This window comes from Leifsonia sp. YAF41, from assembly GCF_052113185.1.
In the GTDB taxonomy this organism is placed as follows: Bacteria; Actinomycetota; Actinomycetes; order Actinomycetales; family Microbacteriaceae; genus Cryobacterium.
On record NZ_JBFRCS010000009.1, the window covers coordinates 202,370 to 227,698 of the forward strand.

Sequence of the window (25,329 nt, forward strand, 5' to 3'; positions counted from 1 at the left end):
GGTCGAGCTTGTCGAGACCGCGCGACCCGCTCCCCGGACGCACCCCGCGTCGACAGGTCGGCTCACCGGGTTTCGACAAGCTCAACCACCGGAGTACAGAATCTGATTTGGGCAGCCTGCAGCTTTCAACAAGTCATACTTATTGGATGGATGCCCTCAACGCCCTCATCGCCGACGGCGGAGATCGCCTCTGGACCTGGATCATTCTTCCGGTCCTCGTCGTGCTCGGTCTGTACTTCACAGCTCGTTCCGGGGTGGTGCAATTCCGGCTGATTCCGGAGATGTTCCGCACTCTCACCGACAAGACACCGCGTGACGAGGACGGTAGACCGCAGTCGGTGTCGGCGTTTCAGGCGTTCACCATTTCTGCCGCATCCCGGGTCGGAGTCGGCAACATCGCTGGCGTCGGAACCGCGATCGCGATCGGCGGCCCCGGCGCGATCTTCTGGATGTGGGCGATGGCATTCCTCGGCGGCGCCGCGTCGTTCGTCGAGTCCACGCTCGGCCAGCTCTACAAGGTCACAGACAAGGACGGCTTTCGCGGCGGCCCCGCCTACTACATGCAGAACGGCCTCCGTGCTCGCTGGATGGGCGTCGTCTTCGCCGTCATCCTGATCCTCTGCTTCCCGCTCGCATTCAGCTCGCTGCAGGCCAACACCATCAGCGCGACGGTCTCGGCGACGATCGGTGTCGACAATGCCGGAACCTGGGTCGCCTGGGTCGTCGGCGCGCTGCTCGCCGTGCTCACCGCGCTCGTCGTTTTCGGCGGCATCCGTCGTATCGCATCGGTGACGCAGGCCGTCGTACCGGCCATGGCGTTGCTCTACCTGCTGCTCGGTTTGGTCATCGTCGCGATGAACATCGACAAGTTGCCTGAGGTGTTCGCCTCGATCTTCTCGCAGGCGTTCGGCCTCAACGAGGTCGTCGGCGCGACGTTCGGCATGATCGTGATGACCGGCGTCAAGCGCGGGATGTTCTCGAACGAGGCCGGACTCGGCTCGGCACCCAATGCGGGCGCCAGCGCTGCGGTCACCCACCCGGTCAAGCAGGGCCTGGTGCAGACCCTGGGCGTCTACTTCGACACGTTCCTGATTTGCACGATCACCGCGTTCATCATCCTGGTGTCGACTCCCGACTTGGCCAATGCGACGCGGGGAATCGGGCTCACTCAGGATGCTGTGGTCGGCGCGCTCGGCTCCTGGTCGGGAGTGCTGCTCAGTGTGATCATCTTCTTGCTGGCGTTCAGCTCGATTCTCGGCAATTACTACTACGGCGAGTCGAACATCGAGTTCATCACCCGCAATCCGCGCACGCTCACCGCGTACCGCGTCATCGCCGTTGCCGTCGTCTTCCTCGGCTCGATCGCATCCGCCGACCTCGTCTGGAGCACGGCAGACGGCATCATGGGAATCATGGCGCTGGTGAACCTCATCGCGATCGCGCTGCTCTCGGGTGTCGCGTTCAAGCTGCTCAAGGACTACACGCAGCAACGACGTCTCGGCAAAGACCCGGTCTTCACCCGCGACCTGCTGCCCGGGGTAACCGGTATCGAATGCTGGGCTGACGAGGCCTCTGTGACGGGCCCGATCGACATCGCGACGCGAACGCGTGAGCATGCGAAGCAGCTCTAGATAACGCGAAACCGCAGTTGTGGCCGCTATTCCTTTCGGATAGCGACTACAACTGCGGTTTCGCGTTACGGGATGCTTAGGACAGACGCGACGCTACGTCGGCTAGTGCTACCTGCTCGCGTTCGCCGGTCTTGCGGTCCCAGAACTCGACGATTCCGTCGGCAGCACCGCGGCCGACGATGACCAGATTCGGGATACCGATCAGCTCGGCGTCTCCGAATTTCACGCCAGGCGAGACCTTGCGACGGTCGTCGTAGAGCACGTCGCGGCCGGTGGCCTCGATCGCCGCAACGACGGTCTCCGAGGTCTCGAAGACGATCTCATCGCGACCGGTCGCGATGACCTGCACGTCGAACGGCGACACCGACTCGGGCCAGATCAGGCCCTTCTCGTCGTTGTTCAGCTCGGCGATGATCGCGAGGATGCGGGTCACACCGATGCCGTAGGAGCCCATCGTGACGGTGACGAGCTTGCCGTTCTCGTCGAGCACCTTGAGGCCGAGTGCCTCGGCGTACTTGCGTCCGAGCTGGAAGACGTGGCCGATTTCCATGCCACGGGCCAGCTCGACCGGGCCGGAGCCGTCGGGAGCAGGGTCGCCGGCACGGACCTCGGCCGCTTCCACCGTGCCATCCGCCTGGAAGTCACGACCGGCGACGAGGCCGAAGACGTGCTTGCCGTGCACATTGGCGCCGGTGATCCAGCCGGTGCCGTCGACGACGCGCGGGTCGACGAGAAAACGGATGCCGGTGGTCGACTTCTCGCCGAGCACGGCGCCCTCTGCAGACCACGGGCCGATGTAGCCCTTGACCAGGCCGGGGTTCTTGGCGAAATCTGCCTCGTTCGCGGGCTCGACCTCGGCCGGAGCGAACGCAACCTCGACGCGCTTCAAGTCAACCTCGCGGTCGCCGGGGATCGCGACGACGACGAGCTCGCGGGTGCCGTCGGGCTGCGTGAGTGCGAGCACCACGTTCTTGAGAGTGTCCGCAGCAGTCCAGAGGCGGCCGTCCGGGCGCGGGTGGGCGCTGTTGGCGCGCTCGACGAGCGTGTCAATCGTGGGGGTGTCCGGGGTGTCGAGCACCTCGGCCGGGGTGAGTCCCTCGAAGCTGCGCGACGGCGGAACGACCGTGGTGAACGCCTCGACGTTGGCCGCGTAGCCGCCGGCCGAACGCACGAAGGTATCTTCGCCGACCGGGGTCGGGTGCAAGAACTCTTCACTCTTCGAGCCGCCCATCGCGCCGGCATCCGCCTTGACGATGACGTACTCGAGGCCGAGACGGGTGAAGATGCGCTCGTAGGCGTCGCGCTGCGCCTGGTAGCTGACGTCGAGACCGGCGTCGGTGTAGTCGAACGAGTAGGCGTCCTTCATCGTGAACTCGCGGCCGCGCAGCAGGCCGGCACGGGGGCGAGCCTCGTCGCGGTACTTGTCCTGGATCTGGTAGATCGACAGGGGCAGGTCTTTGTAGCTGTTGTAGAGGTCCTTCACCAGCAAGGTGAAGACCTCTTCGTGGGTGGGGGCCAGCAGAAGGTCGGAACCCTTGCGGTCCTGCAGACGGAACAGGCCGTCGCCGTACTCGTCCCAGCGACCGGTGACCTCGTAGGGCTCACGCGGCAAGAGTGCCGGGAAGTGCACTTCGTGGGCGCCGGCGTTGGCCATCTCCTCACGCACGATCGCTTCGATCTTGCCCTTCACCCGGAGGCCGAGCGGCAGCCAGGCGAAGATGCCCGGGGCCTGGCGACGGATGTAGCCGGCCCGCACGAGCAGGCGGTGGCTGGTCACCTCGGCGTCGGAGGGGTCTTCTCGAAGAGTACGGAGGAAATAGTTAGACAGGCGTGTAGGCACGGGTTCTACTTTAGCTTCCTCCCCGATCGCCACCATGGGCAGTGAGCACAAGCACACGCACACGCACAGGTCAGGTCGGCCCCGAGGGACCGACCTGACCGGCGTTGCTCGCGAATGGCCTAGCGAACCTGGTTGCTCCCCCAGTACTTCATGTCGTCAACCGAAATCTGCGGAGTCGGAGCCATCCGGCTGCCGTCTTCGAAGAAACCGGTCTTTGTCAGCGCCAACGTCATCACGGCATGAGCCGCGGCATCGCCGAGCTCGTTCAACGCCGCGGTGCTTAGGTTGTTGATGGTGTCGCAGGCCTGGTGGTAGCACGCGTCATACGGTGCGTCGGCAGTTCCGCCATAGACTGCGGCCTCCTCGGCCGTCTTCTGTCCTTCTGCCCCGCTKAAGAGCCCACCAGCCGGGATGCCGGCAGCGATGAACGGCCCGTAGTCGGAGCGGCCGTCAAAAGCAGTCGGCTCTGTCGGCAGTCCGGCCGCGGCGAAGTAATCGGTGAAGATCGATTCGATCTGCGCCGATCCGGGAGGACCGGAGAGTCCATCGGGATCTGCCGAACCATCGCCGTCGTAGACGAAGCGCACATAGTTGGGCGATCCGAGCATGTCGAAGTTCAAGTTCGCGTAAACGGCCGCCAACCCGTCATCGCTCAGACTCTCCACGTAGTGAGTGGATCCGAGCAGTCCCGATTCCTCGGCTCCCCAGAAGGCGTAGCGCACTTGCTGTTCCGGCTTGATCTTCAGTTTCGACTGCTGGATGGCGGTTTCCAGGATCACACTGGTGCCACTTCCGTTGTCGTTGATTCCCGGACCCTCCAGCACCGAGTCCAGGTGGGCACCGACCACGACGACCTTGTCGCTGTTGCCCTTCTTGGAGTCGGCCAGGATATTGGTCGTCGTCCGGGTCTCCGCGATGACCTCCGCGGTGACCTCGACGCTGACCGGCCCCGCCTGTGTGGCGTTGTAGAGGGCGACGCCATCCGCATAGCTGAGTCCGGCCACTGGAATGGCAACCGGCGCTCCGAGCGTCACTCCGGTGAGGAGGTCTGTGCGGCCCGGGTTGCCTTCATTGAAGATGAGGGCGGCGTCGTATCCGGCCTCGGTCGCGGCGGCGACCTTCTGGGCAAAGGTGCAGGTGCCCCGCTGGATAAGTGCGACCTGTGGCTGCGTCGCCGAGGCCGGCACGTAGTCGGTGACCAGACATCCGGACGCCGAACTGGGCGTTGGGGTCGCCGGGATCACGACGTTGGTGGTGGGCACGAGATCGCCGATCACGTCACCACTTCCGGAGTACTGAAGCGTTGAGGTTTCGTAGCTCGTCGGTGTCGGCGACAGCTGGCTCACCGTTGCGGGCGTGACCTCTTGGTAGAAGGGAAACTCGAAGGTCTGCTCGGTGACTGTGTAGCCCGCCTTGGAGAGTTCCTTCTTGACATAGTCCGCGGAGGCGGCGTATCCCGGCGTGCCTGACGCCCGCGTGCCCCCGTTGGCGTTCGCGATGCGTTGGAGCACACGTTCGTGTTGCAGAATTCCGTTGACACTGACCGCTTTGCGTATTTTCGTGGTGTCGACCTCATCGACGGCCAGTGCCGTCGTTGCCGGCACAAGGATGGCCGCAACGACCATTCCGGTGAGCAGGGTTCTTCTACCTCGCACGATGTGCTCCGATCAGCCCCTCATGAGGGCTTCGTCTCAGACGACGCCCCGGTTGGGGCGCCTTTCACTGAGGAGGGTGCCTTGACGCTGCGGAGTTGGCTGGAGTCGTTACGTGATCGTTATCGAAGCCAGGTGGGTTTCGGCGGTGCCGGTGGTCGAGCTTGTCGAGACCCAGTTGCGAGATCTCGACAGGCTCGATCACCGAAAAGCTACTTCGCGCCCACCGTGACGACCGGCGAGCCGATGCTCGTCTCGCTGGCCGGCATTTCTGCGGCCAAGCGGTTCGCCTCTTCGATCAGGGTCGCCACGATCTCCGACTCGGGAACGGTCTTGATGACCTCTCCCTTGACGAAGATCTGGCCCTTGCCGTTGCCGGATGCCACGCCGAGGTCTGCCTCGCGGGCCTCCCCCGGGCCGTTCACGACGCAACCCATGACGGCGACGCGCAGCGGAACGCTCATGCCTTCGAGACCGTCGGTGACGTCGTTGGCGAGCTTGTAGACATCCACCTGGGCACGTCCACAACTCGGGCAGGAGACGATCTCAAGCTTGCGCTCACGCAGGTTGAGCGACTGCAGAATCTGCAGGCCGACCTTGATCTCCTCGACCGGCGGGGCGGAGAGCGAGACGCGAATCGTGTCGCCGATGCCCTCGGAGAGCAGGATGCCGAACGCGGTGGCGCTCTTGATCGTGCCCTGGAACGATGGCCCGGCCTCGGTCACACCGAGGTGCAGGGGCCAGTCGCCGCGCTCGGCGAGCAGGCGGTAGGCCTTCACCATGACGATGGGGTCGTTGTGCTTGACCGAAATCTTGAAGTCGTGGAAGTCGTGCTCTTCGAACAGGCTCGCCTCCCAGACGGCGCTTTCGACGAGTGCTTCTGCGGTGGCCTTGCCGTATTTCTGCAGGATGCTCGGCTCGAGCGAACCGGCGTTCACCCCGATGCGGATTGACACGTCTGCGGCCTTCGCGGCGGCGGCGATCTTGGCGACCTGATCGTCGAACTTGCGGATGTTGCCGGGGTTGACGCGCACGGCGGCGCAGCCGGCGTCGATGGCCGCATAGACGTAGTTCGGCTGGAAGTGGATGTCGGCGATCACCGGGATCTGACTCTTCTTGGCGATGATCGGCAATGCCTCGGCATCGTCGCGGCTGGGCACGGCGACGCGCACGATGTCGCATCCGGATGCCGTGAGCTCTGCGATCTGCTGCAGGGTCGCGTTGATGTTCGGCGTTGGAGTCGTCGTCATCGATTGGACGCTGATTTGAGCGTCACCGCCGACGAGAACCTTGCCGACCTTGATCTGACGAGTCTTACGTCTGGGAGCGAGTACTTCAGGTACTTTGGGCATCCCCAAGTTGATTGCAGCCACATAGACAGCTTACGCGTGTGCGGTCGGCCGATCCTGAACGCCGTGCTCAGCCGTCTCGGCCGCCCGAAAACTATGATGGAAACAGCTGGGCTGCCACGAGGCAGCCACGACAAAGGAGTCAACATGAACGCCACCGACGTCGTCATCCTCGGCGGTTCCCGCACCCCACAAGGGCGGATCAACGGCCAGCTCGCCTCCTTCACCGCTGTGCAGCTCGGCGCAGCGGCCATCACCGGCGCCCTCGCGCGCACCGGAATCGCACCCGAGCAGGTCGATGCGGTGCTGATGGGTCAGGTGCTGCAGGCGGGGTGCGGCCAGAATCCCGCCCGGCAGAGTGCGATCGCCGCCGGAATCCCCTGGAGTGTTCCGTCGATGACGCTGAACAAGGTGTGTCTGTCGGGCCTCGCGGCGATCATCGACGCGGCCCGGCTCATCCGTTTGGGCGAGGCGGATGTCGTCGTGGCCGGCGGGCAGGAATCGATGACACGTGCGCCGCACTTGTTGCCGGGCTCCCGCCAGGGTTGGGCATACGGCACGGTGAGCGCGCTCGACCATGCCGCCCACGACGGCCTGACCGATGCCTTCGACGGGCTCTCCATGGGGCTCTCGACCGAGCAGATCAACGGGCGCCTGGGCATCCGGCGGCCCGAACAGGATGCCGTTGCCGCGGCATCCCACCAGCGCGCGGCCGCTGCGGCCGACGCCGGAGTCTTCGACGACGAGATCACGCCGATCAGCGTGCCGCAGCGCCGCGGCGACCCGCTGGTTCTGACCCGCGACGAGGGAGTGCGCGGCGACAGCACCGTCGACACCCTCGGCGGACTCCGCCCGGCGTTCACGACGGATGGCACGATCACCGCCGGCAACTCGTCACCGCTGTCGGATGGCGCCTCAGCGGTCGTTCTGACGAGCAGAGGCTGGGCCGAGGCGCACGGCCTGAGCTGGCTGGCCGTCGTCGGTGCATCCGGCCAGGTCGCCGGTCCCGACAACTCTCTTCACTCACAGCCGTCCCACGCCATCGCCCAGGCACTCGGCAAAGCCGGATGGGCGGCCGGCGACCTGGACCTGGTGGAGATCAACGAAGCGTTCGCGGCCGTGTCGGTGCAGTCGACGAACGATTTGGGACTCTCAAGCGAGCGCGTGAACATCCATGGGGGTGCGATTGCGATCGGCCACCCGATCGGGGCTTCCGGTGCTCGTCTGGCGCTTCACGCCGCCCTCGAACTCAGCCGGCGTGGGTCGGGCAAGGCTGCTGTCGCCCTTTGTGGCGGCGGCGGCCAGGGCGAGGCATTGCTGCTCTCGCGCTGATCGCGCATCGCTGAAAATCGCCGAGTTTGAGCGTTCCGGTCGAGTTTCCCTGGTGTGCCWGGGAAACTCGACCGCAGATGTCAAACTCGGCGAGGGGCGACTACTGCTGCGGCGGAACGGGGCCCGGTCCAGCGGGCCGGTTGGCGCGCAGCACCTCGAGCCGGGCTCGGTACTCCACCTCGTCGATATCTCCTTGCGCGAACCGCTCGGCCAGTGTCTTCTCGGCGCTGGCGGAGGCGTCAGGCTGTGGGCCCCAGTGCGGATGCCCGTAGCCATATCCCGGCCCCATCTCTCGTGCGTTTCGACGCCAGCGGCGCCCGAAAATCCCGAAGATGACGAAGAAGACGATGATCCAGAACAGGGGGAAGAACAGGAAGAACCAGCCGGGACCCCACCCCCAGCCATAGCCGTAGCCCGGATGGGCAAGTACAGCAGGAACCATGCTCAGTAGTGCGGTCGACATGATGTGTCCATTCTGGGAAGCGGCTTCGACGAGCCGATACCTTCAGATTCCTCGCTCGCCGGCCGGCGCGAATCTGCCGGCTGGAGTCACTTCGAGTACACCCACGGGAGCAGCCGGCGCACGACCACCCTGCGCCGCAACCGCACACCGCCCGCGCTGCGCTCGATCAGAGCCCCGGGCTGACCAGCCCGGCTTCGTAGGCGATGATGACCAGCTGCACCCGGTCGCGAGCGCCGAGCTTTGTCATGATTCGCGACACGTGGGTCTTGGCGGTCAGCGGGCTGAGAAACAGCCGCAACCCGATCTCCGCATTCGTCAGGCCGCGCCCGACGAGGCCGAGCACCTCGCGCTCCCGTTCGGTGAGCACGTCGAGTGACGCGGCGTCGCGCCCGTCGACCAGGCTCGCCGCCATCCGTTCGAGCAGTCGCCTCGTGACCCCCGGCGACAGCAGGCCATCCCCTGCCGCAACCACCCGCACCGCCCGGATCAGCTCGGTCGGCTCGGTGTCTTTGACGAGAAAGCCGCTGGCTCCGGCCCGAATCGCCTGAGCGACATACTCATCAAGCTCGAACGTCGTCACGATCACGATATGGGTCGCCGACAACGCGGCATCCTTCACGATCTGTTCGGTCGCCCAGAGGCCGTCGCCGTCGGGCATCCGGATGTCCATGAGCACGACATCGGGACGCCGCTCGGCAACCTGCGCCACGGCTTGCCGCCCGGTTGCGGCCTCAGCCACGACCTCGATGTCGGGCTCGGATTCGAGCAAGGCCCGGAACCCCGCCCTGATCAGTTGTTGGTCGTCGGCAATCACGACTCGGATCGGCGCGGTGCCGGCGTCGGGTTTCCCGGGGATGCCGGCGCCGCCAGTTCCGCCGTTACCGTGCGACGGCGGCGGCCCTCCGGTCGTCGCGCTCACCGGCTGCTCCGCCTGGGGATCCGCGCTTCAACGTGAAAGCCTCCGCCGGCCCCCGGCCCGTAGCTCAGGCTTCCCCCGAGCAACTCCGCGCGCTCGCGCATGCCCAGAAGCCCACCGCCCGGAACGATCGCCCCGCGGAGAGCCGGCCCATCATCGGTGACGCTGACCAGATATCCGCTCGGGTCGGCGCCGATGTACACCGAGGCTGAGCTGGAATGCGCATGCCGCAAGACATTGGTCAGGGCCTCCTGACAGATTCGGTAGAGCGCCAGCTGCGTCGCGGCCGGGGCGACAGATTCCGCAACGAGCGCATTCACGTACGTCACGTCCATCCCCTGGGCGCGAAATGTCTCGATCAAGGCTGGAATCCCGGCGAGGTCCGGCTCGGGAGACAGTGGCGCTGCACTCTCGCCCGCGACGTCGGAGCGCAGGATTCCGAGCACCATCCGCACCTCGTCGAGGGCGTTCTTGCTCGTTGCCTTGATGCTGGCCAACGCCTCCGCAGCCTTTTCCGGCTGCGAATCGATCAGGTGCAACCCGACCCCGGCCTGCACGTTGATCTGCGACAGCGAGTGGCCGAGCACATCGTGAAGCTCCCGGGCGATCCTGACGCGTTCACGTTGTTCGGCAGAGATGCGGCGGCTCTCCGCCGAGCGGCGCATCGACTGAAAATACTCACGTCGCACCCTGATGATCTCACCGATCCCCATCACCAGGGCGAGGGCGAGGGTCGTGAACGCGATGCGCAGCGGGTGCAGGCCGGCGCCGGTCAGCGACGCCACCGCGATGGTCGACACCCAGACGAGCGCAACGGAGGTGTACACCCAGATCCGGGCGCCGCGCACGATGCCGAGCACGATCGCGAACGCCAGCGCAATACTCGGGGTGCCGATGTCGGGGCGGAGCAGCACCAAGCCGGCGGCGGCGAGAGCCGTCACCAAGGCCACCGGGCCGGGAAAGCGTCGTGCGCCGATGAGCGCGAGCGGGCCGATCAGCGCGCAGGCGATCGCCGGAACCGCATTGGTCGCCGCCGAGAAGTGCAGGGCCAGAAACACGGCCGCCGGAACCTGCAGAAGAAACGAGACGATGACGGGAATCCAGAGTCGCGCTGCGGCCRGCATCCCTCTGCCGGGCCAGCCACCGGGCCACGAACCAGGGCCGCCATCGGGGTCGGCTGGGCTGCCGGAACCTCCGGGGGCGCGCTGCGGCCAGGCAGCGTCGGGGGCCCAGTGCGGTGGCATGTACCGATGTTACGTCGCCCAACCGGGTTCGACATCCGCCCACGGGCGTCGCTCGGGTACTCCCGTGGGAGACCTCAGCGCAGTGCGAAGCCCCGCGGGAAGCGGGCTAGCCGAAGAGGTTGATCGGTTTGACGATGTCCGCGTAGATGAGCAGCAGGCTCATGCCCCCGAGCACGATCACAACAGCGAAGGTGAGCGGCATGAGCTTGGCCATGTCGACCGGAGCGGGCTTCGGCCGACCGAAGAGCTTCGCGAAGGTGCGGCGGAGGCCATCCCAGAGCGCCCCGGCGATGTGGCCGCCGTCGAGCGGCATCAGCGGGATCAGGTTGAACACGAACAGCGCGATGTTCAGTGAGGCGAGGAGGCCGAGCATGCTCGCTATCTTGTTCGCCACCGGGATGGTGTCGATGCTGGCGATCTCACCGGCCACGCGTCCGACACCGACCACACTGATCGGACCGTTCGGGTCACGTTCGCCGGTTCCGAACGCGGCGGTCGCGACCTGCACCATGCGATCGGGCAGATTCAGGATCATGTGGCCGACGGCGGCGATGTTGGTGCCGACCTGCGGCAGCACGGAGGAAGCGGGCTGCTGCACCATTTCGCTGGCCGCGCCGATTCCGACGAAGCCGACATCCACCAGCACCGGGTTGCCGTCGGCGTCTTTCACAACGGCGCCCGAATCGTCGAGGGTGTAACGCTCGGTCAGCTTGGGGGTCATCGTGAGTGTCTGCTGCGTGCCGTCACGCTCGACCACGACGACGAGGGGGGTGCCGGGAGAATTGCGGATGATCTCGGTGGACTGCTCCCAGCTCGTGATCGGGGTGCCGTCGATGCTGATCAGCTTGTCGCCGGGCGTGAGGCCGGCTGCCGCGCCCGGCGCCTTTTCGGCGTCGGCGGCGCAGGTCTGCGATGTGCTTGTCGCCGGCAGCACACAGGCCGAGACGCTGCCGACCGTGGTGCTGGCCTGGGCGGTACCGAACCCCATCAGAAGCACGGCGAAGAGCACGATGGCGATCAGCAAGTTCATGAACGGGCCGCCGAACATGATCACAATGCGCTTCCACACCGGCAGCTGATAGAACGCGCGGTGATCCTCGCCCTCGCCGATGGTGTCTGCGCTGGCCTGACGGGCATCGTCGGCCATTGTCAGGAGGGCGTTCTTTTTCGGCTGCGGAGCACCCTCTTGAACCAGCGCATTGAAGATTCCGGTCGTCGCGTCGCGAGATTCGCCATTCTTGTTGGGCGGGAACATCCCGATCATCGAGATGTATCCGCCGAGCGGAATGGCCTTGACGCCGTATTCGGTCTCGCCCTTGCGCTTCGACCACAGGGTCGGGCCGAATCCGATCATGTATTGGGTGACCTTGACTCCGAAGAGTTTGGCGGGCACGAGGTGCCCGATTTCGTGGAGGCCGATCGACACGGCCAAGCCGACGACGATGACGGCGACGCCCAAAATAAACAGCAATACGGTATCCACAGGCCCAGAGTAGCGGCCTCAAGCTGCATGTCGCCTGGCTATTACCTCTGTGCCGCCTCAGCGGGCTGGGAGTCAACTTCACGGCGGCGAGGCTATTGCGCAATGTCACTCTGCGCTTAGAGTTCACGCAGAACCCGCCCGTCGAGAGGATCACTGTGACTCACCATCTCGTTGTCGGAGCCGGCCTCATCGGCCGCCCGGTTGCTGAAGGTCTTGCCGCGCGCGGCGACTCCGTGACGATCGCGACCCGGTCCGGTTCCGCCGGTGCCGGCGCCACGCCCCTCATGCTCGATGCGAGCGATGCGGATGCGTTCAGTCGAGCGGCCACCGGGATGTCGACGATCTTTCTCTGCACCAACCCGAAGTACACCAGCTGGGCCACCGACTGGCCGCCGATCTTCGATGCGGCGATCCACGCGGCATCCGTCTCGGGCGCCCATCTCGTCGTGATGGGAAACCTCTATCCGTACGGCACCCCGACCGGGCCGATGACCGAGCGCTCACTTCCTCTGACGACCGAGAAGAAGGGCCTCATCCGGCAGGCCGGCTGGGCCAAGGTGCGTGCCGCTCACGAGCGAGGGGACATCCGTGCCGTCGAGGTGCGCGCCAGCGACTATTTCGGGCCTGGTTCGAGTGGCACCGCTCACCTCGGTGAATCGTTTTTCAACGGCGTGCTGCATTCGAAGACCGCGCGGGTGGTCGGAATCCCTTCGATGAACCACAGTTGGAGCTACCTGCCCGATATCGCGACGACTCTGATCGCTGCCGCCGATTACTCCGGCGATTGGGGCCGGATCTGGCATGTGCCAAGCGCGTCATTCAATCGTTCTGAGATTGCGCGACAACTCAACGCTCGATATGGAACGCACGGCGTCGTCACCGGCTATCCGCAATGGATGCTGCGCAGCCTCGGCTCGGTGAGCCCGATGATGAAGGAAGTCTGGGCGTCGAGCTACCAGTTCGTAGTTCCGTTCATCATCGATTCGACCGAGACCGAACGAGAGCTCGGTGTAAGCGCGAGCGACTGGGACGAGGCATTGTTCACCACGGCGTCAAGCTACCGGCGCAACGACTCGACGTGAGGCGCTTCGCTCCGTCACTTCGACGATCCGACGATCCGACGATCCGACGTGAGGGGTCGCATATCGACCTTCGTTGACCTCGGGAAGGTGGCCGCAGCCAGCGACTCCAGGCTCAGTTTGCCGTCAAGTTCGTGTGATTCGACCACGCGCTTGATCGTGTCGACAATGTCGAGGAAGCCGATCCGTCCGGCATGGAACGCGGCAACCGCMTGCTCGTTCGCGGCGTTGAAGACTGCGGRGTAGGTGCCACCAGCACGCCCGACGAGTTTTGCCAGCTGGAGAGCCGGGAAAGCGTCTTCGTCGAGCGGCTCAAACGTCCAGGACTGAGCGGTCGTCCAGTCGATCGGTTTTCCGACCGCACCGACCCGGTGCGGCCAGTCGAGGCCGAGCGAAATCGGAAGCCGCATGTCGGGCGGCGAGGCCTGCGCGATCGTCGATCCGTCGATGAATTCGACCATCGAGTGCACGACAGACTGTGGGTGGACCACCACGTCGATGCGGTCGTATTCGACGTCGAACAGCAAGTGCGCCTCGATCACCTCGAGGCCCTTGTTCACGAGAGTCGCGGAGTTCGTGGTGACGACCATGCCCATGTCCCAGGTGGGGTGGGCGAGCGCCTCCGCGGGCGTGACCTCGGTGAGCTGGTCGCGAGTGCGTCCGCGAAACGGGCCGCCGGATGCCGTCAGAACGAGGCGACGCACCTCGGCTTGCGTGCCGGAGCGCAGTGCTTGCGCGATGGCCGAGTGCTCGGAGTCGACTGGGACAATCTGTCCGGGTGCGGCGAGCGACTTCACCAGATCACCGCCGACGATCAACGATTCCTTGTTTGCCAAAGCGAGAGTGCGTCCCGCCTTCAGCGCAGCGAGAGTGGGGCCGAGCCCGACGGACCCCGTAATGCCGTTCAGAACGACATCGGCATCGACATCCCGAACCAGCTGTTCTGCCTCGTCGGCGCCGAGCGCGGTGTTCTCAACCTGAAACTCTGCGGCCTGCTCGTCGAGCAGGTCGCGGTTGCGGCCGGCCGAGAGACCGACCACGTCGAACCGGGTCGGGTTCGCCTTGATCACGTCGAGGGCTTGTGTGCCGATGGAGCCGGTCGATCCGAGGATGATTACTCTCTGCATCTTCCCCATGCTAGGCCGTGGTCAGGTTTGAGCGGGGTCAATGTTGATCAGTCGGTCGAGATCCCGCGAGCCGGCCTCTGAACGCAGCCCCGGTGAGCGAGCCTGTCGAGATCCCTCCGGCCAGTCCCTGAACTCACCAGTTCTGAGGCTTACTCCTCAGGATTCACGGCGCGCTCCTCCACAGAATGTATGTTAGAAAAGTTATCCACCGATCCTGAGAAATGCTCGTATTCCAGTTCCCAATTTGAGAGAATTGAAGCATGGAATCAGAGCCTGTTTCCCTCATCATCACCCCGACCACCAACACTCCGGTGGCCGCGGTCATGGCGCAGGTTTCCGCTCTGACATCTGGGTTCTCGGGCGCCGAGACCCTTGAGCTTTCCGCGATGATGGCGAGCGGATTTTCGACTGTTGACTCGCTCGAGCTGACCGCGACGCTCATGGCGGGCGTGCTGGCCGGGTTCGACTCGCATCTCCGCACCGACGACGACGTGCTGACCCTGCTCGGGTCGATGGAGGCGGTCGGCCGGTTGACGGATGCCGGCCGGGTCGCCCTCGCCGCCGACATTGACGCCCGCTCGGACACCCGAACCCAGAACGAGTCTCTGGCGCGCACGCGCGGCTGTGCGACCGGCACCGACCTGCTCACGATGGTCACCCGGGTGTCCGCCCGGGAGGCGAAACGCCGGGTCAGGCTCGGCGCGAAGACCCGGATCACCCCGGTGGTCGGCGCGACCCTGCCACCCCGGTACCCGGTCGTCGCCGACGCCCTGACCGCCGGGACCATCGGCGTCGATGCGGCCGAACAGATCGTCACCGGCCTGACCGACCTACCCAGCTTTCTCGCCCCGGACGCCGTCGACGCCGCCGAGCGCGGCCTCGTCGCCTCGGCGACCGGCACGGTCACGGCCGAGAACGAGGGCCTGCCGAATGCCGGGTTCGCGTTCCCGGCGGATCTGATCCGCGGGCAGGTGCTGCAGTGGAAGGCACTCCTCGACCCCGACGGCACCGCCCCCGCCGACGGCACCGCACTGGAGGTGCGCAGCACCGTCGGCTTCGGCCCATTCCGCGACGGGCTCTACCCGCTCCGCGGCGGGGTCACCCCGGAACTCCGCGGGGTGATGAACGGGATCTTCGACACCTACCTCAGCGCTCACTCAACCTCGGCTCATTCGCAGCCGGTTCCGGCGGAGCCGGGCCGGTTCCCGACCGCCGAGGAACAAGCCACGCATGCGGCTGAGGAGCAGGTCCGGATCGACGCCGGGGAGGTTATCCCCGGCGCCGACCAACTCGAGGCCCTCGACACCCGCACCGGCGGTGAGAAGTGCGCCGATATCCTCCGCGGCGTCTTCGATGCCGCCGCCCGGGACAAGAACACCCCGACGATGGGCGGGGCGGCGCCGACCGTGATGGTGCACGTGAACGCGACCGACCTGCTGGACGGCACCGGGGTCGGTTGGGCCGACGGGGTCGAGGCCCCCCTGTCGATCAGCACCGTGCAACGGATCGTCTGCGCCGGGGGGATGCAGAAGATCGTCTTCGCCGCCAACGGTGAAGTGCTCCAGCTCGACATGACGACGCGGTTCTTCACCCGGGTGCAACGCCGGGCGATCCTCGCCCGCGACGGCGGCTGCGTCATCCCCGGCTGTCTGTCCCCGCCCAACTGGGCCGAGATGCACCACGTCATCCCCTGGTACCGCGGCGGCCCAACGAACATCAACAACGGCGTCGCCCTCTGCTGGTACCACCACCACACCATCGACACCTCCGGCTGGCTGATCCAACTCGTCGACGGCGCMGTGCACGTCAAAGCACCACCCTGGATGGGACTCGGCGGAGACTGGCTCCCCGCCAACCAACACCGCGCCCACACCACCCTCGGCCGGTAGCGGTCCCGGGACTGGCTCACCAGGTCTCGACAGGCTCGACCACGAACATGAAGTCGACTCATGCCCTCGGGTGCATACAACGCGAGGTAGTGTCGATGCGTGACAAATGACGATGACGCAGTTGATGCCCCCGACGAAGTCAGCGAAGCCAAACGGCCGGGACTCGTCTACTTTCTCGGCTACGGAATCATGGCCCCGATCGCCCGATTCGTCTTTCGCCCGACGATCACCGGTCGCGAGAACATCCCGAAGACGGGACGCGTGATTCTGGCGAGCAACCACCTCTCGTTCATCGACAGCCTGGTCATCCCGCTGACCGCTCCCCGGCGTGTGCAGTTTCTGGCCAAGAGCACCTACTTCACCGGCACCGGCCTGAAGGGGTGGATCTCGCGCACCTTCTTCACCTCGATCGGCGCTGTCGGCGTCGAACGCGGCGCGGGCCAGGCCGCCCAGGATGCCCTGGATGCCGGTCGCCGCATCCTGGAATCCGACAGCGCGTTCGCAATTTATCCGGAAGGCACCCGTTCGCTCGACGGCCGTCTCTATAAGGGCCGCACCGGTGTCGCCTGGCTGGCATTGACGACGGGAGCCGTTGTCGTCCCCGTCGGCTTGATCGGGACGCAGGAGATCCAGCCCGTCGGCACTAAGGGCATCCGCATCCGCAAGGTCACCGTCAAGTTCGGCACCCCCATTGACGTGAGCGTGCACGGCTCGGCAGAATCCGGCAAGGCCAGGCGCCTCACGACCGACGAAATCATGGCTGCCATCCACGAGCTGTCGGGGCAAGAACTTGCCGGCGTCTACAACGAAGCGCCGCCGGCCGGCACCCTGCACAAGATCGCCGACAAGGTCTTCCCGCGCGAACGCCGCTAGCCGTCAGCGTCGCGCCGCAGTCGCTCTGCACGTCGCCACTGCACGAACATCCCCCAAACCTCTGCCCCGAACGAGGGCCAGCATTGTGTCGAGCGGGAATACGAGGCCCGGTAGTCTCGGGGAATGACTGACGACGCTTCGAAGACGGCAGCCCCGATTGCCCGTCACCAGAAGCGCCCCTCCGCGTGGCGCTCACGAGTTCTCCCCCTGATCCAGACGACGGCGATCACTATGGCTGTGCTCCTCGTCAGTGGCACAGCCGTCGCCTCGATCGCCTTCGCAAAGCTCAGCACTGCCGTCTCAAACAATGCGGTCGACATTTCGAACGGCACGGACGCACCCGCGCCGCCGCCAGCCGCCACCCTTGGCGCCTTCAAGGGCGGATTCAACATCCTCGCCGTCGGCGCCGACAACGCGCAGGGCCAGTTTGATGCCGACGTGCGCGACACTGCCACGCTCAACGACGTGAACATCCTTTTTCATGTGTCGGCCGATCATCAGAGTGCGGTCGCCCTCAGTCTGCCCCGAGATCTTGTCATCCCTCAGCCCGACTGCGTCGATCCTGTCACCGGAGAAGAGTTCGCCGCGGTGTCAGCACAGCCTCTGAACGCCGCCTACGAACGAGGCGGCCTCGGCTGCATCAAGAGCACCATCGAAGAGCTCACCGGCCTGTCGATTCCCTACGCGGCGGTGTTCACCTTTGCGGGCACCGTCGCGATGAGCGACGCGGTCGGCGGCGTTCCGATCTGCCTTGACGAGGCAGTCTTCGATGACAAATCTGGCCTCGACCTTCCCGCTGGAACGAGCGTGGTGTCCGGTCAGCAGGCGTTGTCATATCTGCGCTCCCGGGCCGGAGTCGGCGACGGCAGCGACCTTTCACGCATCTCCTCGCAGCAGGCCTATATGTCGTCACTCATGCGCGTGATGAAGAGCAGCGAAACGCTGACCAACGTGCCCAAGCTGCTGAAACTCGCAACGGCAGCAGCCGAGAACGTCAGCCTCTCCGAGTCGCTTGCCGACCTCAATCAGATGGCCAGCATGGCGCTCACCCTGAAAGACCTTGATCTTGACAAGCTCGTCTTTGCCCAGTACCCCGTCGTCGAAGACCCCAACAATCAGTACAAGGTGGTTCCCGACGAAGATCTCGCCGCGCTGCTCCTGGCGAAGATTGCGGCGGACGAGCCCTTCACCCTCAGCGACGATTCGCTGAGCGACGCTGTCACGCTCGATCCCGCCGCGCCAGCGACGCCGCCGACCGCGCCAGAGGATGGCTCCACCGATGCAGGGACTACGGATCCCGCCACGGATGCTGCGGCCACCGCACCGACCCCCGGTCCCGAGGTCATCGACGGCCTGAAAGGGCAACTCGGCAGTCAGCAGACCTGCTCGGTGGCCAACTAGGTCGATCAGCGAAAGTTCATTGGCGATAGCCCAGTGGCCGACGAGAAGCTCAGCGGAGCATCGGCCTGACGCTCGAAAACGAGTTCTAGACCATCCTCGGGATCCCATTCCTCACCGACGTGCACAAAACCCCATCCCTGCACGATCGACAGCGACGCTGCATTCTCGGGGCTCACACTTGCCCGCACTATCCGCACGGAGGGCTGTGCCGCTGCGAAGGCGAGCAACTCCCCCGCGGTTTCCCGCGCCAAGCCGCACCCTCGGTGCTCCGGCACAATCGTGTAGCCGATCTCCACCATTCCGGAGGCATCCGGATTGAAGTGAAAACCGGCATGCCCGATCACCTCATCGGTTTCCTTCAGCGTCACGACCCGGGACAACCACCCCACCGACGCGGGATAGTCGTGCATCCGGGCCACATGCAACGTCCATAGCCAGGACTCCCCCCGGAAGAACTCAGGAAAGACCACACCGGCACGCTCCCCCGCAGCGGCCAGGTCACCCTCGGCCAGTTCGAGAAGGATCTCCCGGTCGAGCACAGTCAGAGCGACGATGCCGCTCACTCGGGGTGCACTGCGTCGAAGCTCGCGACGCTGGTGTGCGCATCATGCAGCACCGGAAAGTTCACTGATGCCGCGATGAAACACTCCCGAGCGGCTTCCGCATGCAGCGACTGTGCCAGTTCCACCTGGGTCGGGTCGGCTACCGTCACCTGCGGCCGGAGTCGAGCCTCGGTGAAATGCCCTCCGCCGTCGCCGGTTTGCACCATGGTGCCGCTGGCCGCATCCGTATAGGCGACGACTGTCACACCGGCTCGCACCGCGGCATGCAAATACGAGAGCATGTGGCACTCGCTCAGCGCGGTGAGAAGGAACTCTTCGGGGTTCCACCGATCGGCATTGCCGTGAAAAGTGCGATCAGCGGATGCCGCGATGTCCGGCTTTCCGGCGGCAGAGACCGTGTGCTCGCGGCCGTAGGCACGATAGCTGCTCGTTCCTGTCCCGCGATTTCCGTCCCAGACAACCTGCACTTCGTAGTTGTGCACCCCATTCAGCACCCCGGCCATTGCGTCTCCTCAGTTCTCACGGCGACTCAAGCCGTGCAGGTAATTGTCGCAGGATCACCCCGGGCATCCGACTCCGGGTTGGTAAACTCAACCATCATGACTGACACCTTCGCCTCCGCCCCCGCCAGCCCGTCCGCCGCCGCGTATACGGTGCCGCAGGAACGAAGGGTCCTCACCGCGATCCCCGGCCCGAAGTCGGTCGAGATGCACAAGCGTCGCCTGGAAAGCGTCTCGACGGGCGTCTCCTCGACGCTCCCCGTCTACATCAAGAAGGCGAACGGCGCGATCCTCGTCGACCTCGACGACAACCATTTCATTGACCTCGGCGCCGGCATCGGTGTGACCACGGTCGGCCACACCGAGGCAAACGTGGTCGAAGCAGCCACGAACCAGGTGCAGGAGTTCATCCACACCCTCTTCACCATCACTCCCTACGAGGAGTACATCCGCGTCGCCGAGTTGCTCGCCGCGCACACCCCCGGTGACTTCAAGAAGAAGTCAGTGTTGATCAACTCCGGCGCCGAAGCCGTTGAGAACGGCGTCAAGATCGCCCGCAAGTACACCGGCCGCCGCGCCGTTGCCGTGCTCGATCACGCTTACCACGGCCGCACCGTGCTGACGATGGCCATGAACTACAAGGCGATGCCCTACGCCACCGGATTCGGCCCGCTCGCCAGCGACGTCTACCACGCACCGAGCTCGTACCCCTATCACGATGGTTTGAGTGGGGCGGATGCCGCAGAACGCACCATCACCTACCTCGAGAAGGTCATCGGCGCCAGCGACCTGGCTTGCCTCGTCGTCGAGCCCATCCAGGGCGAGGGCGGCTTCATGGTTCCCGCCGACGGCTACCTCCCTCTCCTGCAGGAATGGTGCACCGCCAACGGCGTTGTGATGATCGCCGACGAGATCCAGAGCGGCATGGCCCGCACCGGCGCCTACTACGCCAGCGAGCACTTCGGTTGGGTTCCCGACCTCGTTCTGACCGCAAAGGGCATCGCCGGCGGCCTGCCGCTGGCCGCTGTCACCGGTCGAGCCGAGATCATGGATGCTTCACAGCCCGGCGGACTCGGCGGAACCTTCGGCGGCAACCCCGTTGCCTGCGCCGCAGCGATTGCCGTCTTCGAGTCGATCGAGCGCAACGACCTGCTGGCCGAGGGCGCCCGCATCGAGAAGGCGCTGCTCGCCGGCCTGACGAAGTTGAAGAGCAAGTACGACATCATCGGCGACATCCGTGGCAAGGGCGCGATGATCGCCATCGAGCTCGTTCAGCCTGGCACCGGCGACACCACCAAGCTGCCGAACGCCGCCGCTGTCTCGTCGATCGCCGCCTTCGCCGCGCAGCACGGCGTGCTGTTGCTCACTGCCGGCACCTACGGCAACGTTCTGCGATTCCTGCCGAGCCTGGCCGTCACCGATGCCTTGATTGCTGACGCTCTCACGGTCATCGACCACGCCATCGCCGCACTCTAATCGGCGTGGGGGAACACCAGGTGCAGACTTTCACCGTGACCGATGCCGTCGAGCTTGCCGTCGTCGAGCGCAGCGGCTTTGTTGAATCACGTCATGCGGGCTCCGCTGTCGTGTTGAATGGCGACGGCGAAGTGTTGCGCACACTCGGAGACGCGACGGCTCTGGTCTTTCCGCGCTCTGCAATGAAACCGTTCCAGGCTGTCGCAGTGATGGCCAGCGGCGTCGCCCTGCGTGGCACCGATGCTGCGGTCGCCACCGCCAGCCACAGCGGAACCACCAAGCACATCGATCTCGTGCGGGGGCTGCTCGCCCGCGCCGGAATCGACGAGTCGGCACTCGGCTGCCCCGCTTCCTGGCCGGAAGACCAGGCCGCGCGCGACGCTCTGGTGCGCCTCGGCGCGACGAAGGCTCCCGTCTACATGACCTGCTCCGGCAAGCACGCTGCGATGCTCGTCGCCTGCGTGCAGAACGATTGGCCGCTCGAGGGCTACCTCGCCCCCACGCATCCGCTGCAGAAGCGCATCCTCGACGTCGTCGAGCGCTTCACCGGTGAGCGCCCGGCCACGTCGGGCATCGACGGATGCGGCGCCCCGGTTCACGCGCTCACCCTGACCGGCTTGGCTCGTGGCATCGCCCGCATCGCCACCTCCCGGTCAAACTCGCCGTTCGCGATCTACCGTGAAGCGGGCTTCCTCGCCGAAGCCGTGCGCGACAATGGCTGGGTCGTTGCCGGTCCGGGGCAGACCGACACCGTGCTGATCGAACGCCTGGGCCTCTTCGCGAAGTTCGGTGCTGAGGGAATCATGGTGGTCTCGGCACCGGATGGAACCACCGTCGCGCTCAAGACACTGGACGGCAGCCTCCGGGTCGGTCCGATCGTCGCGCTGAGCCTGCTGGTTGATGCCGGCGCGATCGATGCCGCCGCCGTCGACTCGGTGCGTGCAGAGCTTCACCTTCAGGTGTTGGCGGCCGGACATCCGGTCGGAGAGATCCGCGCGAGCTACGTCTAACAAGCCTGGTCACGCTGTACTCGCTGCCCGGCGGCGCAGTGCCACCCATTCCCGCCACACCAGCCACACGATCAGCAGATCAAGTGCCATCAGTACAGCGCCTCCGACGCTCGGCGAGCGCATCACCGCGATGAGCTGGATCAGCGCGAACAGACCGAGCACGCCCAGCGCATAGGGGTAAACCCATCGGTACTCCTTGAGCAGGCAATAGACGAGCGCGAGCTTGACGATTCCGTGCGAGAGGAGAAAGAAGACGACGAAGGCAGACGGCCCGTGTGCCAGGTCGGTATCGAGCCGTCCGGCGAGCTGCGCGACGAAGACCCGCAACGCGCGGTCGTCGCTGTCGATCTGCTCCCACGGAGCGAGAAGGGTGCGGAGCAATCCCGGGGCGAACCAGAGCAGTAGCCCGGCGAGAACCTCCGCCAGACCATCGACCCCTTTGAGCACGATGCCGATCCGATACACGCGTTCAAGTCGGCGATCGCTCGCCGATCGATGATCTGTGACCGCGCCATCCATTCGCTCATCAAACCACGCCGGCCCCGTTCGGAGGAGTTCTCGGCCAGGAGCTCTGGACCCCTAGCTCTGCCTGGCCAGCCTCTTTGCGCGTGCGGAGGCCGACACCTGCGTCGTGATCACAATCACCAGGGCGAAGATGAACACCGCGGATGCGATCACATTGGCCTCGGCCGGGATACCTCGAGCCGCCGAGATGTAGATGTACTTCGGGAACGTCGTCACCGAACCGGAGTTGAAGTTCGTGATGATGAAGTCGTCGAAGCTCAACGCGAACGCCAGCAAGGCCGCGGAGAGGATGCCGGGCAGCAGCAGCGGGAAGGTCACCCGCATGAACACCTGCGACGGCGACCCGTAGAGGTCACGTCCGGCTTCTTCGAGGGCCGGGTCAAGACTCGAGACGCGCGCCTTGACCGTCACCACGACGAAGCTGATGCAGAACATCGTGTGTGCAAGGATGATCGTCAGCATCGACTTCGGCACGCCGACCGCCAAGAACTGAGCGGCAAGACCGRCACCGAGTACAACCTCAGGGGTGGCCATCGGCAGAAAGAGCAGCAGGCTCGTCTGCGAGCGGAACTTGAACCGGTAACGCACGATCGCGATCGCAATCATCGTACCCAGCACCGTGGCGAACACGGTCGCGATCGCGCCGATGATCAGGCTGTTTCCAAAAGCCTGGCAGACTGCTCCGTTCTGCACCGCGCACACGTTCAGCCACTTGTCGAGGGTGAACCCGCGCCAGGCGATGTTCGACTTCAGTGAATCGTTGAACGAGAAAATGAAGGTGTAGACGATCGGCACCATCAAGAAAATGAGGGCGAGCGCCGAGTAGACCGGCAGCAACCATTTGCCCAGGGAAAATTTCACAGGAGTTCCTCCGTGCCGGCCCGCTTCACATAAATCGTGACAATGACGAGGATGACGCTCATCAGGATGATCGACAGCGCCGCGGCTGCCGGATAGTTCAGCAGCACCAGGAAGTTGGCTTCAATCACGTTTCCGACCATTTGCGTGTCGGGACCACCCAGGAAGTCCCGGCTGGCGTTGATGTAGTCGCCCGCAGCGGGAATGAAGGTGAGCAGCGTTCCGGCGACGATTCCCGGCATCGACAGCGGGATCGTGATCTTGCGGAAGACCTGGAACGGGCTCGCGTAGAGGTCGTTCCCGGCTTCCAGGTAACGCACGTCGAGGCGTTCAAGCGTCGAGTACAGCGGCAGCGTCATGAACGGGATGAAGTTGTAGGTGAGACCGAAGATCACCGCGGCGGGCGTTCCGGTGAAGTGAGCATCCGGTGCCATCAACGACAGCGCCTTCAGCGAGGTGATCACGAACGACTCGTCGGAGAGCAGCTGCTTCCAGGCCAGGGTGCGCAGCAGAAAGCTGATGAAGAACGGCGCGATGACCATCACGAGCATCAGGCTCTGCAGCAGTGGCCATTTACGGGCCTTGACCCCGATGAAATAGGCCAACGGGTAGCTGAACGCCAGCGCGAACACCGTTGCAGCCAGGGCGTAGCCGAACGAACGCAGAATGTGCGGCCAGTAGGCGGTGATGACCTGAACGTAGTTCTCCCATTGGAACGCGTAGCTGAACTGTCCGACGTCGCCGTTGACCGTGGGGGTCTGGAGCGAGGTCAACAGCAGCGACACGAGCGGGGTGAGAAAGAACAGAATCAGGTACAGGATGCCGGGAAGAAGCAGAAAGAGCGCGATCGGGCTCTTGCGCCGCTGCGCCGGTTCAACGGGCCCCGCGTTGGTGGTAAATGCCGCGAAGGCCACCCCTAGACCTCTTCCAACTCCGTGCGCAGCGCGTCACGACTCTCCGCCGCGATGCTCTTGGTGTCGGTATCGGGCTCGAACCGCGCCGACGGGGCGGGATCGTCGTCGAGACCGAATCCGTGATCGATGTTCCAGCTGACCCAGACCTCGGCACCCTCGTGAGCGACAGGGCCGAATGCCATGTTCTGCGCAAAGACAATCACGGAGCCGACCCCGGCCACCTCGACGAGGTACTGGGTGCTCACTCCGCTGAAGGACACGTCGACGACCCGTCCGGGTCCGAGCAAGTTACGACCCGAATCGACGGCCGGAGCCTCGGTGTGCAGGCTGAGCTTCTCCGGACGCACACCGACGGTGATCTCCCCGGCGTGACGGTGCGCCCGTTTCGTCGGAACCACAACGCGTGTCCCTGCGACATCGACCGCAATCGAGGTGCTCGTGTTCCCGACAACCGGGCCCACGAACAAGTTCGACTGGCCGAGGAAGTTGGCCACAAATGTGGTCTTCGGAAGCTCGTAGAGCTGCTCGGGGGCGCCCATCTGTTCGATCTTGCCCTTGTTCATGACCGCGACGGTGTCGGCCATCGTCATGGCCTCCTCCTGGTCGTGGGTCACATGCAGGAAGGTGAGACCGACCTCTTCTTGAATGGTCTTCAATTCAAGCTGCATCTGGCGACGCAGCTTGAGGTCGAGGGCACCGAGCGGCTCGTCGAGCAGCAACAGCGCCGGACGGTTGACCAGCGCCCGGGCGAGCGCCACCCGCTGCTGTTGCCCACCGGACAGCTGAATGGGCTTGCGACTGGCGAGATGGTCGAGCTCGACCAGACGCAGTGCCTCGTGAGCCTTGGCGATCGGGTCACCGATCTTGCGTCGACGCAGCCCGAACGCCACGTTCTCGAGCACGGTCATGTGCGGGAAGAGTGCGTAGCTTTGGAACACCGTGTTCACCGGGCGCTGGTACGGCTTCTGTCCCGTGACATCCTTGCCACCGATCAGGATGCGCCCATTGCTCGGGTCTTCGAGACCGGCGACCAAGCGCAGCGTCGTCGTCTTGCCGCAGCCGGAGGGGCCGAGCAGCGCGAAGAACGATCCGGCCGGAATCGTCAGGTCAAGGTGCTCGATGGCGGTGAAACCGGGGAACCGCTTCTGGATTCCGACGAGTTCGAGGTCCGCGCCGCTTTCGGCAAATGTGCCACTGGCCACCG

Annotated in this window: 22 protein-coding genes; 8 read left to right on the plus strand and 14 right to left on the minus strand. The window is 65.1% G+C overall.

Annotation, left to right across the window (positions count from 1 at the left end):
- Positions 1 to 146 precede the first annotated feature (146 nt).
- A complete protein-coding gene (locus AB4Y63_RS11510) occupies positions 147 to 1,631 on the plus strand; it encodes an alanine/glycine:cation symporter family protein (protein WP_441791182.1) in 1,485 nt (494 codons plus the stop codon).
- Positions 1,632 to 1,707: 76 nt separating this feature from the next.
- Here the strand turns inward: AB4Y63_RS11510 and AB4Y63_RS11515 are convergent, their stop codons facing one another.
- The 3 genes from AB4Y63_RS11515 to ispG all read right to left on the minus strand — a co-directional run bounded on the left by AB4Y63_RS11515 (position 1,708) and on the right by ispG (position 6,496).
- A complete protein-coding gene (locus AB4Y63_RS11515) occupies positions 1,708 to 3,471 on the minus strand; it encodes a proline--tRNA ligase (protein WP_441791183.1) in 1,764 nt (587 codons plus the stop codon).
- A 119-nt stretch (positions 3,472 to 3,590) separates the two neighbouring features.
- A complete protein-coding gene (locus AB4Y63_RS11520) occupies positions 3,591 to 5,126 on the minus strand; it encodes a M28 family peptidase (protein WP_441791184.1) in 1,536 nt (511 codons plus the stop codon).
- Between the two features lie 209 nt (positions 5,127 to 5,335).
- Positions 5,336 to 6,496: a flavodoxin-dependent (E)-4-hydroxy-3-methylbut-2-enyl-diphosphate synthase gene (gene ispG / locus AB4Y63_RS11525; protein WP_441791185.1), complete on the minus strand. Its 1,161-nt coding sequence runs from the start codon at positions 6,494 to 6,496 to the stop codon at positions 5,336 to 5,338.
- A 123-nt stretch (positions 6,497 to 6,619) separates the two neighbouring features.
- Here ispG and AB4Y63_RS11530 point away from each other — a divergent pair, with 123 nt between their 5' ends.
- Positions 6,620 to 7,804, plus strand: a complete 1,185-nt coding sequence (locus AB4Y63_RS11530) for an acetyl-CoA C-acetyltransferase (RefSeq protein WP_441791186.1) — start codon at positions 6,620 to 6,622, stop codon at positions 7,802 to 7,804.
- A gap of 100 nt (positions 7,805 to 7,904) precedes the next feature.
- Here AB4Y63_RS11530 and AB4Y63_RS11535 read toward each other — a convergent pair whose 3' ends face one another.
- The 4 genes from AB4Y63_RS11535 to AB4Y63_RS11550 all read right to left on the minus strand — a co-directional run bounded on the left by AB4Y63_RS11535 (position 7,905) and on the right by AB4Y63_RS11550 (position 11,910).
- Positions 7,905 to 8,267 (minus strand): hypothetical protein, encoded by a 363-nt coding sequence (locus AB4Y63_RS11535; protein ID WP_441791187.1) that lies wholly within the window; start codon positions 8,265 to 8,267, stop codon positions 7,905 to 7,907.
- 166 nt (positions 8,268 to 8,433) lie between these two features.
- Positions 8,434 to 9,090 (minus strand): response regulator, encoded by a 657-nt coding sequence (locus AB4Y63_RS11540; protein ID WP_441791454.1) that lies wholly within the window; start codon positions 9,088 to 9,090, stop codon positions 8,434 to 8,436.
- 92 nt (positions 9,091 to 9,182) lie between these two features.
- Positions 9,183 to 10,427 carry a sensor histidine kinase gene (locus tag AB4Y63_RS11545; RefSeq protein ID WP_441791188.1) on the minus strand — a complete coding sequence of 415 codons (1,245 nt, stop codon included), beginning with the start codon at positions 10,425 to 10,427 and terminating at the stop codon, positions 9,183 to 9,185.
- A gap of 106 nt (positions 10,428 to 10,533) precedes the next feature.
- Positions 10,534 to 11,910 (minus strand): M50 family metallopeptidase, encoded by a 1,377-nt coding sequence (locus tag AB4Y63_RS11550; RefSeq protein WP_441791189.1) that lies wholly within the window; start codon positions 11,908 to 11,910, stop codon positions 10,534 to 10,536.
- Between the two features lie 155 nt (positions 11,911 to 12,065).
- On the opposite strand from AB4Y63_RS11550, the gene AB4Y63_RS11555 reads away from it, so the two are divergent.
- Positions 12,066 to 12,992, plus strand: coding sequence for an NAD-dependent epimerase/dehydratase family protein (locus AB4Y63_RS11555; protein ID WP_441791190.1), 927 nt, complete (start codon positions 12,066 to 12,068; stop codon positions 12,990 to 12,992).
- Positions 12,993 to 13,006: 14 nt separating this feature from the next.
- Here the strand turns inward: AB4Y63_RS11555 and dxr are convergent, their stop codons facing one another.
- Complete coding sequence (gene dxr, locus AB4Y63_RS11560; RefSeq protein ID WP_441791191.1) at positions 13,007 to 14,116, minus strand: 1-deoxy-D-xylulose-5-phosphate reductoisomerase; 1,110 nt, start codon at positions 14,114 to 14,116, stop codon at positions 13,007 to 13,009.
- Between the two features lie 260 nt (positions 14,117 to 14,376).
- Between dxr and AB4Y63_RS11565 the strand changes: the two genes are divergently transcribed.
- The 3 genes from AB4Y63_RS11565 (at position 14,377) to AB4Y63_RS11575 (ending at position 18,279) form a co-directional block, all read left to right on the plus strand.
- Positions 14,377 to 16,005: a DUF222 domain-containing protein gene (locus AB4Y63_RS11565; RefSeq protein ID WP_441791192.1), complete on the plus strand. Its 1,629-nt coding sequence runs from the start codon at positions 14,377 to 14,379 to the stop codon at positions 16,003 to 16,005.
- A gap of 99 nt (positions 16,006 to 16,104) precedes the next feature.
- On the plus strand, positions 16,105 to 16,878 hold the full coding sequence (locus AB4Y63_RS11570; RefSeq protein WP_441791193.1) for a lysophospholipid acyltransferase family protein: 774 nt from the start codon (positions 16,105 to 16,107) through the stop codon (positions 16,876 to 16,878).
- A gap of 123 nt (positions 16,879 to 17,001) precedes the next feature.
- Positions 17,002 to 18,279: an LCP family protein gene (locus AB4Y63_RS11575; RefSeq protein ID WP_441791194.1), complete on the plus strand. Its 1,278-nt coding sequence runs from the start codon at positions 17,002 to 17,004 to the stop codon at positions 18,277 to 18,279.
- A 5-nt stretch (positions 18,280 to 18,284) separates the two neighbouring features.
- Here the strand turns inward: AB4Y63_RS11575 and AB4Y63_RS11580 are convergent, their stop codons facing one another.
- Together AB4Y63_RS11580 and AB4Y63_RS11585 are read right to left on the minus strand one after the other, a co-directional pair.
- A complete protein-coding gene (locus AB4Y63_RS11580; protein WP_441791195.1) occupies positions 18,285 to 18,842 on the minus strand; it encodes a GNAT family N-acetyltransferase in 558 nt (185 codons plus the stop codon).
- A complete protein-coding gene (locus AB4Y63_RS11585; protein WP_441791196.1) occupies positions 18,839 to 19,345 on the minus strand; it encodes an OsmC family protein in 507 nt (168 codons plus the stop codon). Before AB4Y63_RS11585 ends, AB4Y63_RS11580 begins: the two co-directional genes overlap by 4 nt.
- Positions 19,346 to 19,441: 96 nt before the next feature.
- Here AB4Y63_RS11585 and gabT point away from each other — a divergent pair, with 96 nt between their 5' ends.
- Together gabT and AB4Y63_RS11595 are read left to right on the plus strand one after the other, a co-directional pair.
- Positions 19,442 to 20,818: a 4-aminobutyrate--2-oxoglutarate transaminase gene (gabT, locus tag AB4Y63_RS11590; RefSeq protein WP_441791197.1), complete on the plus strand. Its 1,377-nt coding sequence runs from the start codon at positions 19,442 to 19,444 to the stop codon at positions 20,816 to 20,818.
- Between the two features lie 20 nt (positions 20,819 to 20,838).
- Positions 20,839 to 21,828: an asparaginase gene (locus AB4Y63_RS11595; RefSeq protein ID WP_441791198.1), complete on the plus strand. Its 990-nt coding sequence runs from the start codon at positions 20,839 to 20,841 to the stop codon at positions 21,826 to 21,828.
- Between the two features lie 9 nt (positions 21,829 to 21,837).
- Here the strand turns inward: AB4Y63_RS11595 and AB4Y63_RS11600 are convergent, their stop codons facing one another.
- The 4 genes from AB4Y63_RS11600 to AB4Y63_RS11615 form a co-directional block, all read right to left on the minus strand.
- Positions 21,838 to 22,293, minus strand: coding sequence for a DUF2127 domain-containing protein (locus tag AB4Y63_RS11600; protein WP_441791199.1), 456 nt, complete (start codon positions 22,291 to 22,293; stop codon positions 21,838 to 21,840).
- Positions 22,294 to 22,407: 114 nt separating this feature from the next.
- Positions 22,408 to 23,214 (minus strand): ABC transporter permease, encoded by an 807-nt coding sequence (locus AB4Y63_RS11605; protein ID WP_441791200.1) that lies wholly within the window; start codon positions 23,212 to 23,214, stop codon positions 22,408 to 22,410.
- A complete protein-coding gene (locus tag AB4Y63_RS11610) occupies positions 23,211 to 24,125 on the minus strand; it encodes an ABC transporter permease (RefSeq protein WP_441791201.1) in 915 nt (304 codons plus the stop codon). Before AB4Y63_RS11610 ends, AB4Y63_RS11605 begins: the two co-directional genes overlap by 4 nt.
- A gap of 2 nt (positions 24,126 to 24,127) precedes the next feature.
- Entirely contained in the window at positions 24,128 to 25,327 is a 1,200-nt protein-coding gene (locus AB4Y63_RS11615) for an ABC transporter ATP-binding protein (protein WP_441791202.1), read from the minus strand.
- Positions 25,328 to 25,329: the final 2 nt, after the last annotated feature.

Coding starts and splice junctions, on each gene's coding strand:
- AB4Y63_RS11510 (WP_441791182.1), top strand. CDS start 147: ATGGATGCCCTCAACGCCCTCATCGCCGACGGCGGAGATCGCCTCTGG.
- AB4Y63_RS11530 (WP_441791186.1), top strand. CDS start 6,620: ATGAACGCCACCGACGTCGTCATCCTCGGCGGTTCCCGCACCCCACAA.
- AB4Y63_RS11535 (WP_441791187.1), bottom strand. CDS start 8,267: ATGTCGACCGCACTACTGAGCATGGTTCCTGCTGTACTTGCCCATCCG.
- AB4Y63_RS11575 (WP_441791194.1), top strand. CDS start 17,002: ATGACTGACGACGCTTCGAAGACGGCAGCCCCGATTGCCCGTCACCAG.
- AB4Y63_RS11585 (WP_441791196.1), bottom strand. CDS start 19,345: ATGGCCGGGGTGCTGAATGGGGTGCACAACTACGAAGTGCAGGTTGTC.
- gabT (WP_441791197.1), top strand. CDS start 19,442: ATGACTGACACCTTCGCCTCCGCCCCCGCCAGCCCGTCCGCCGCCGCG.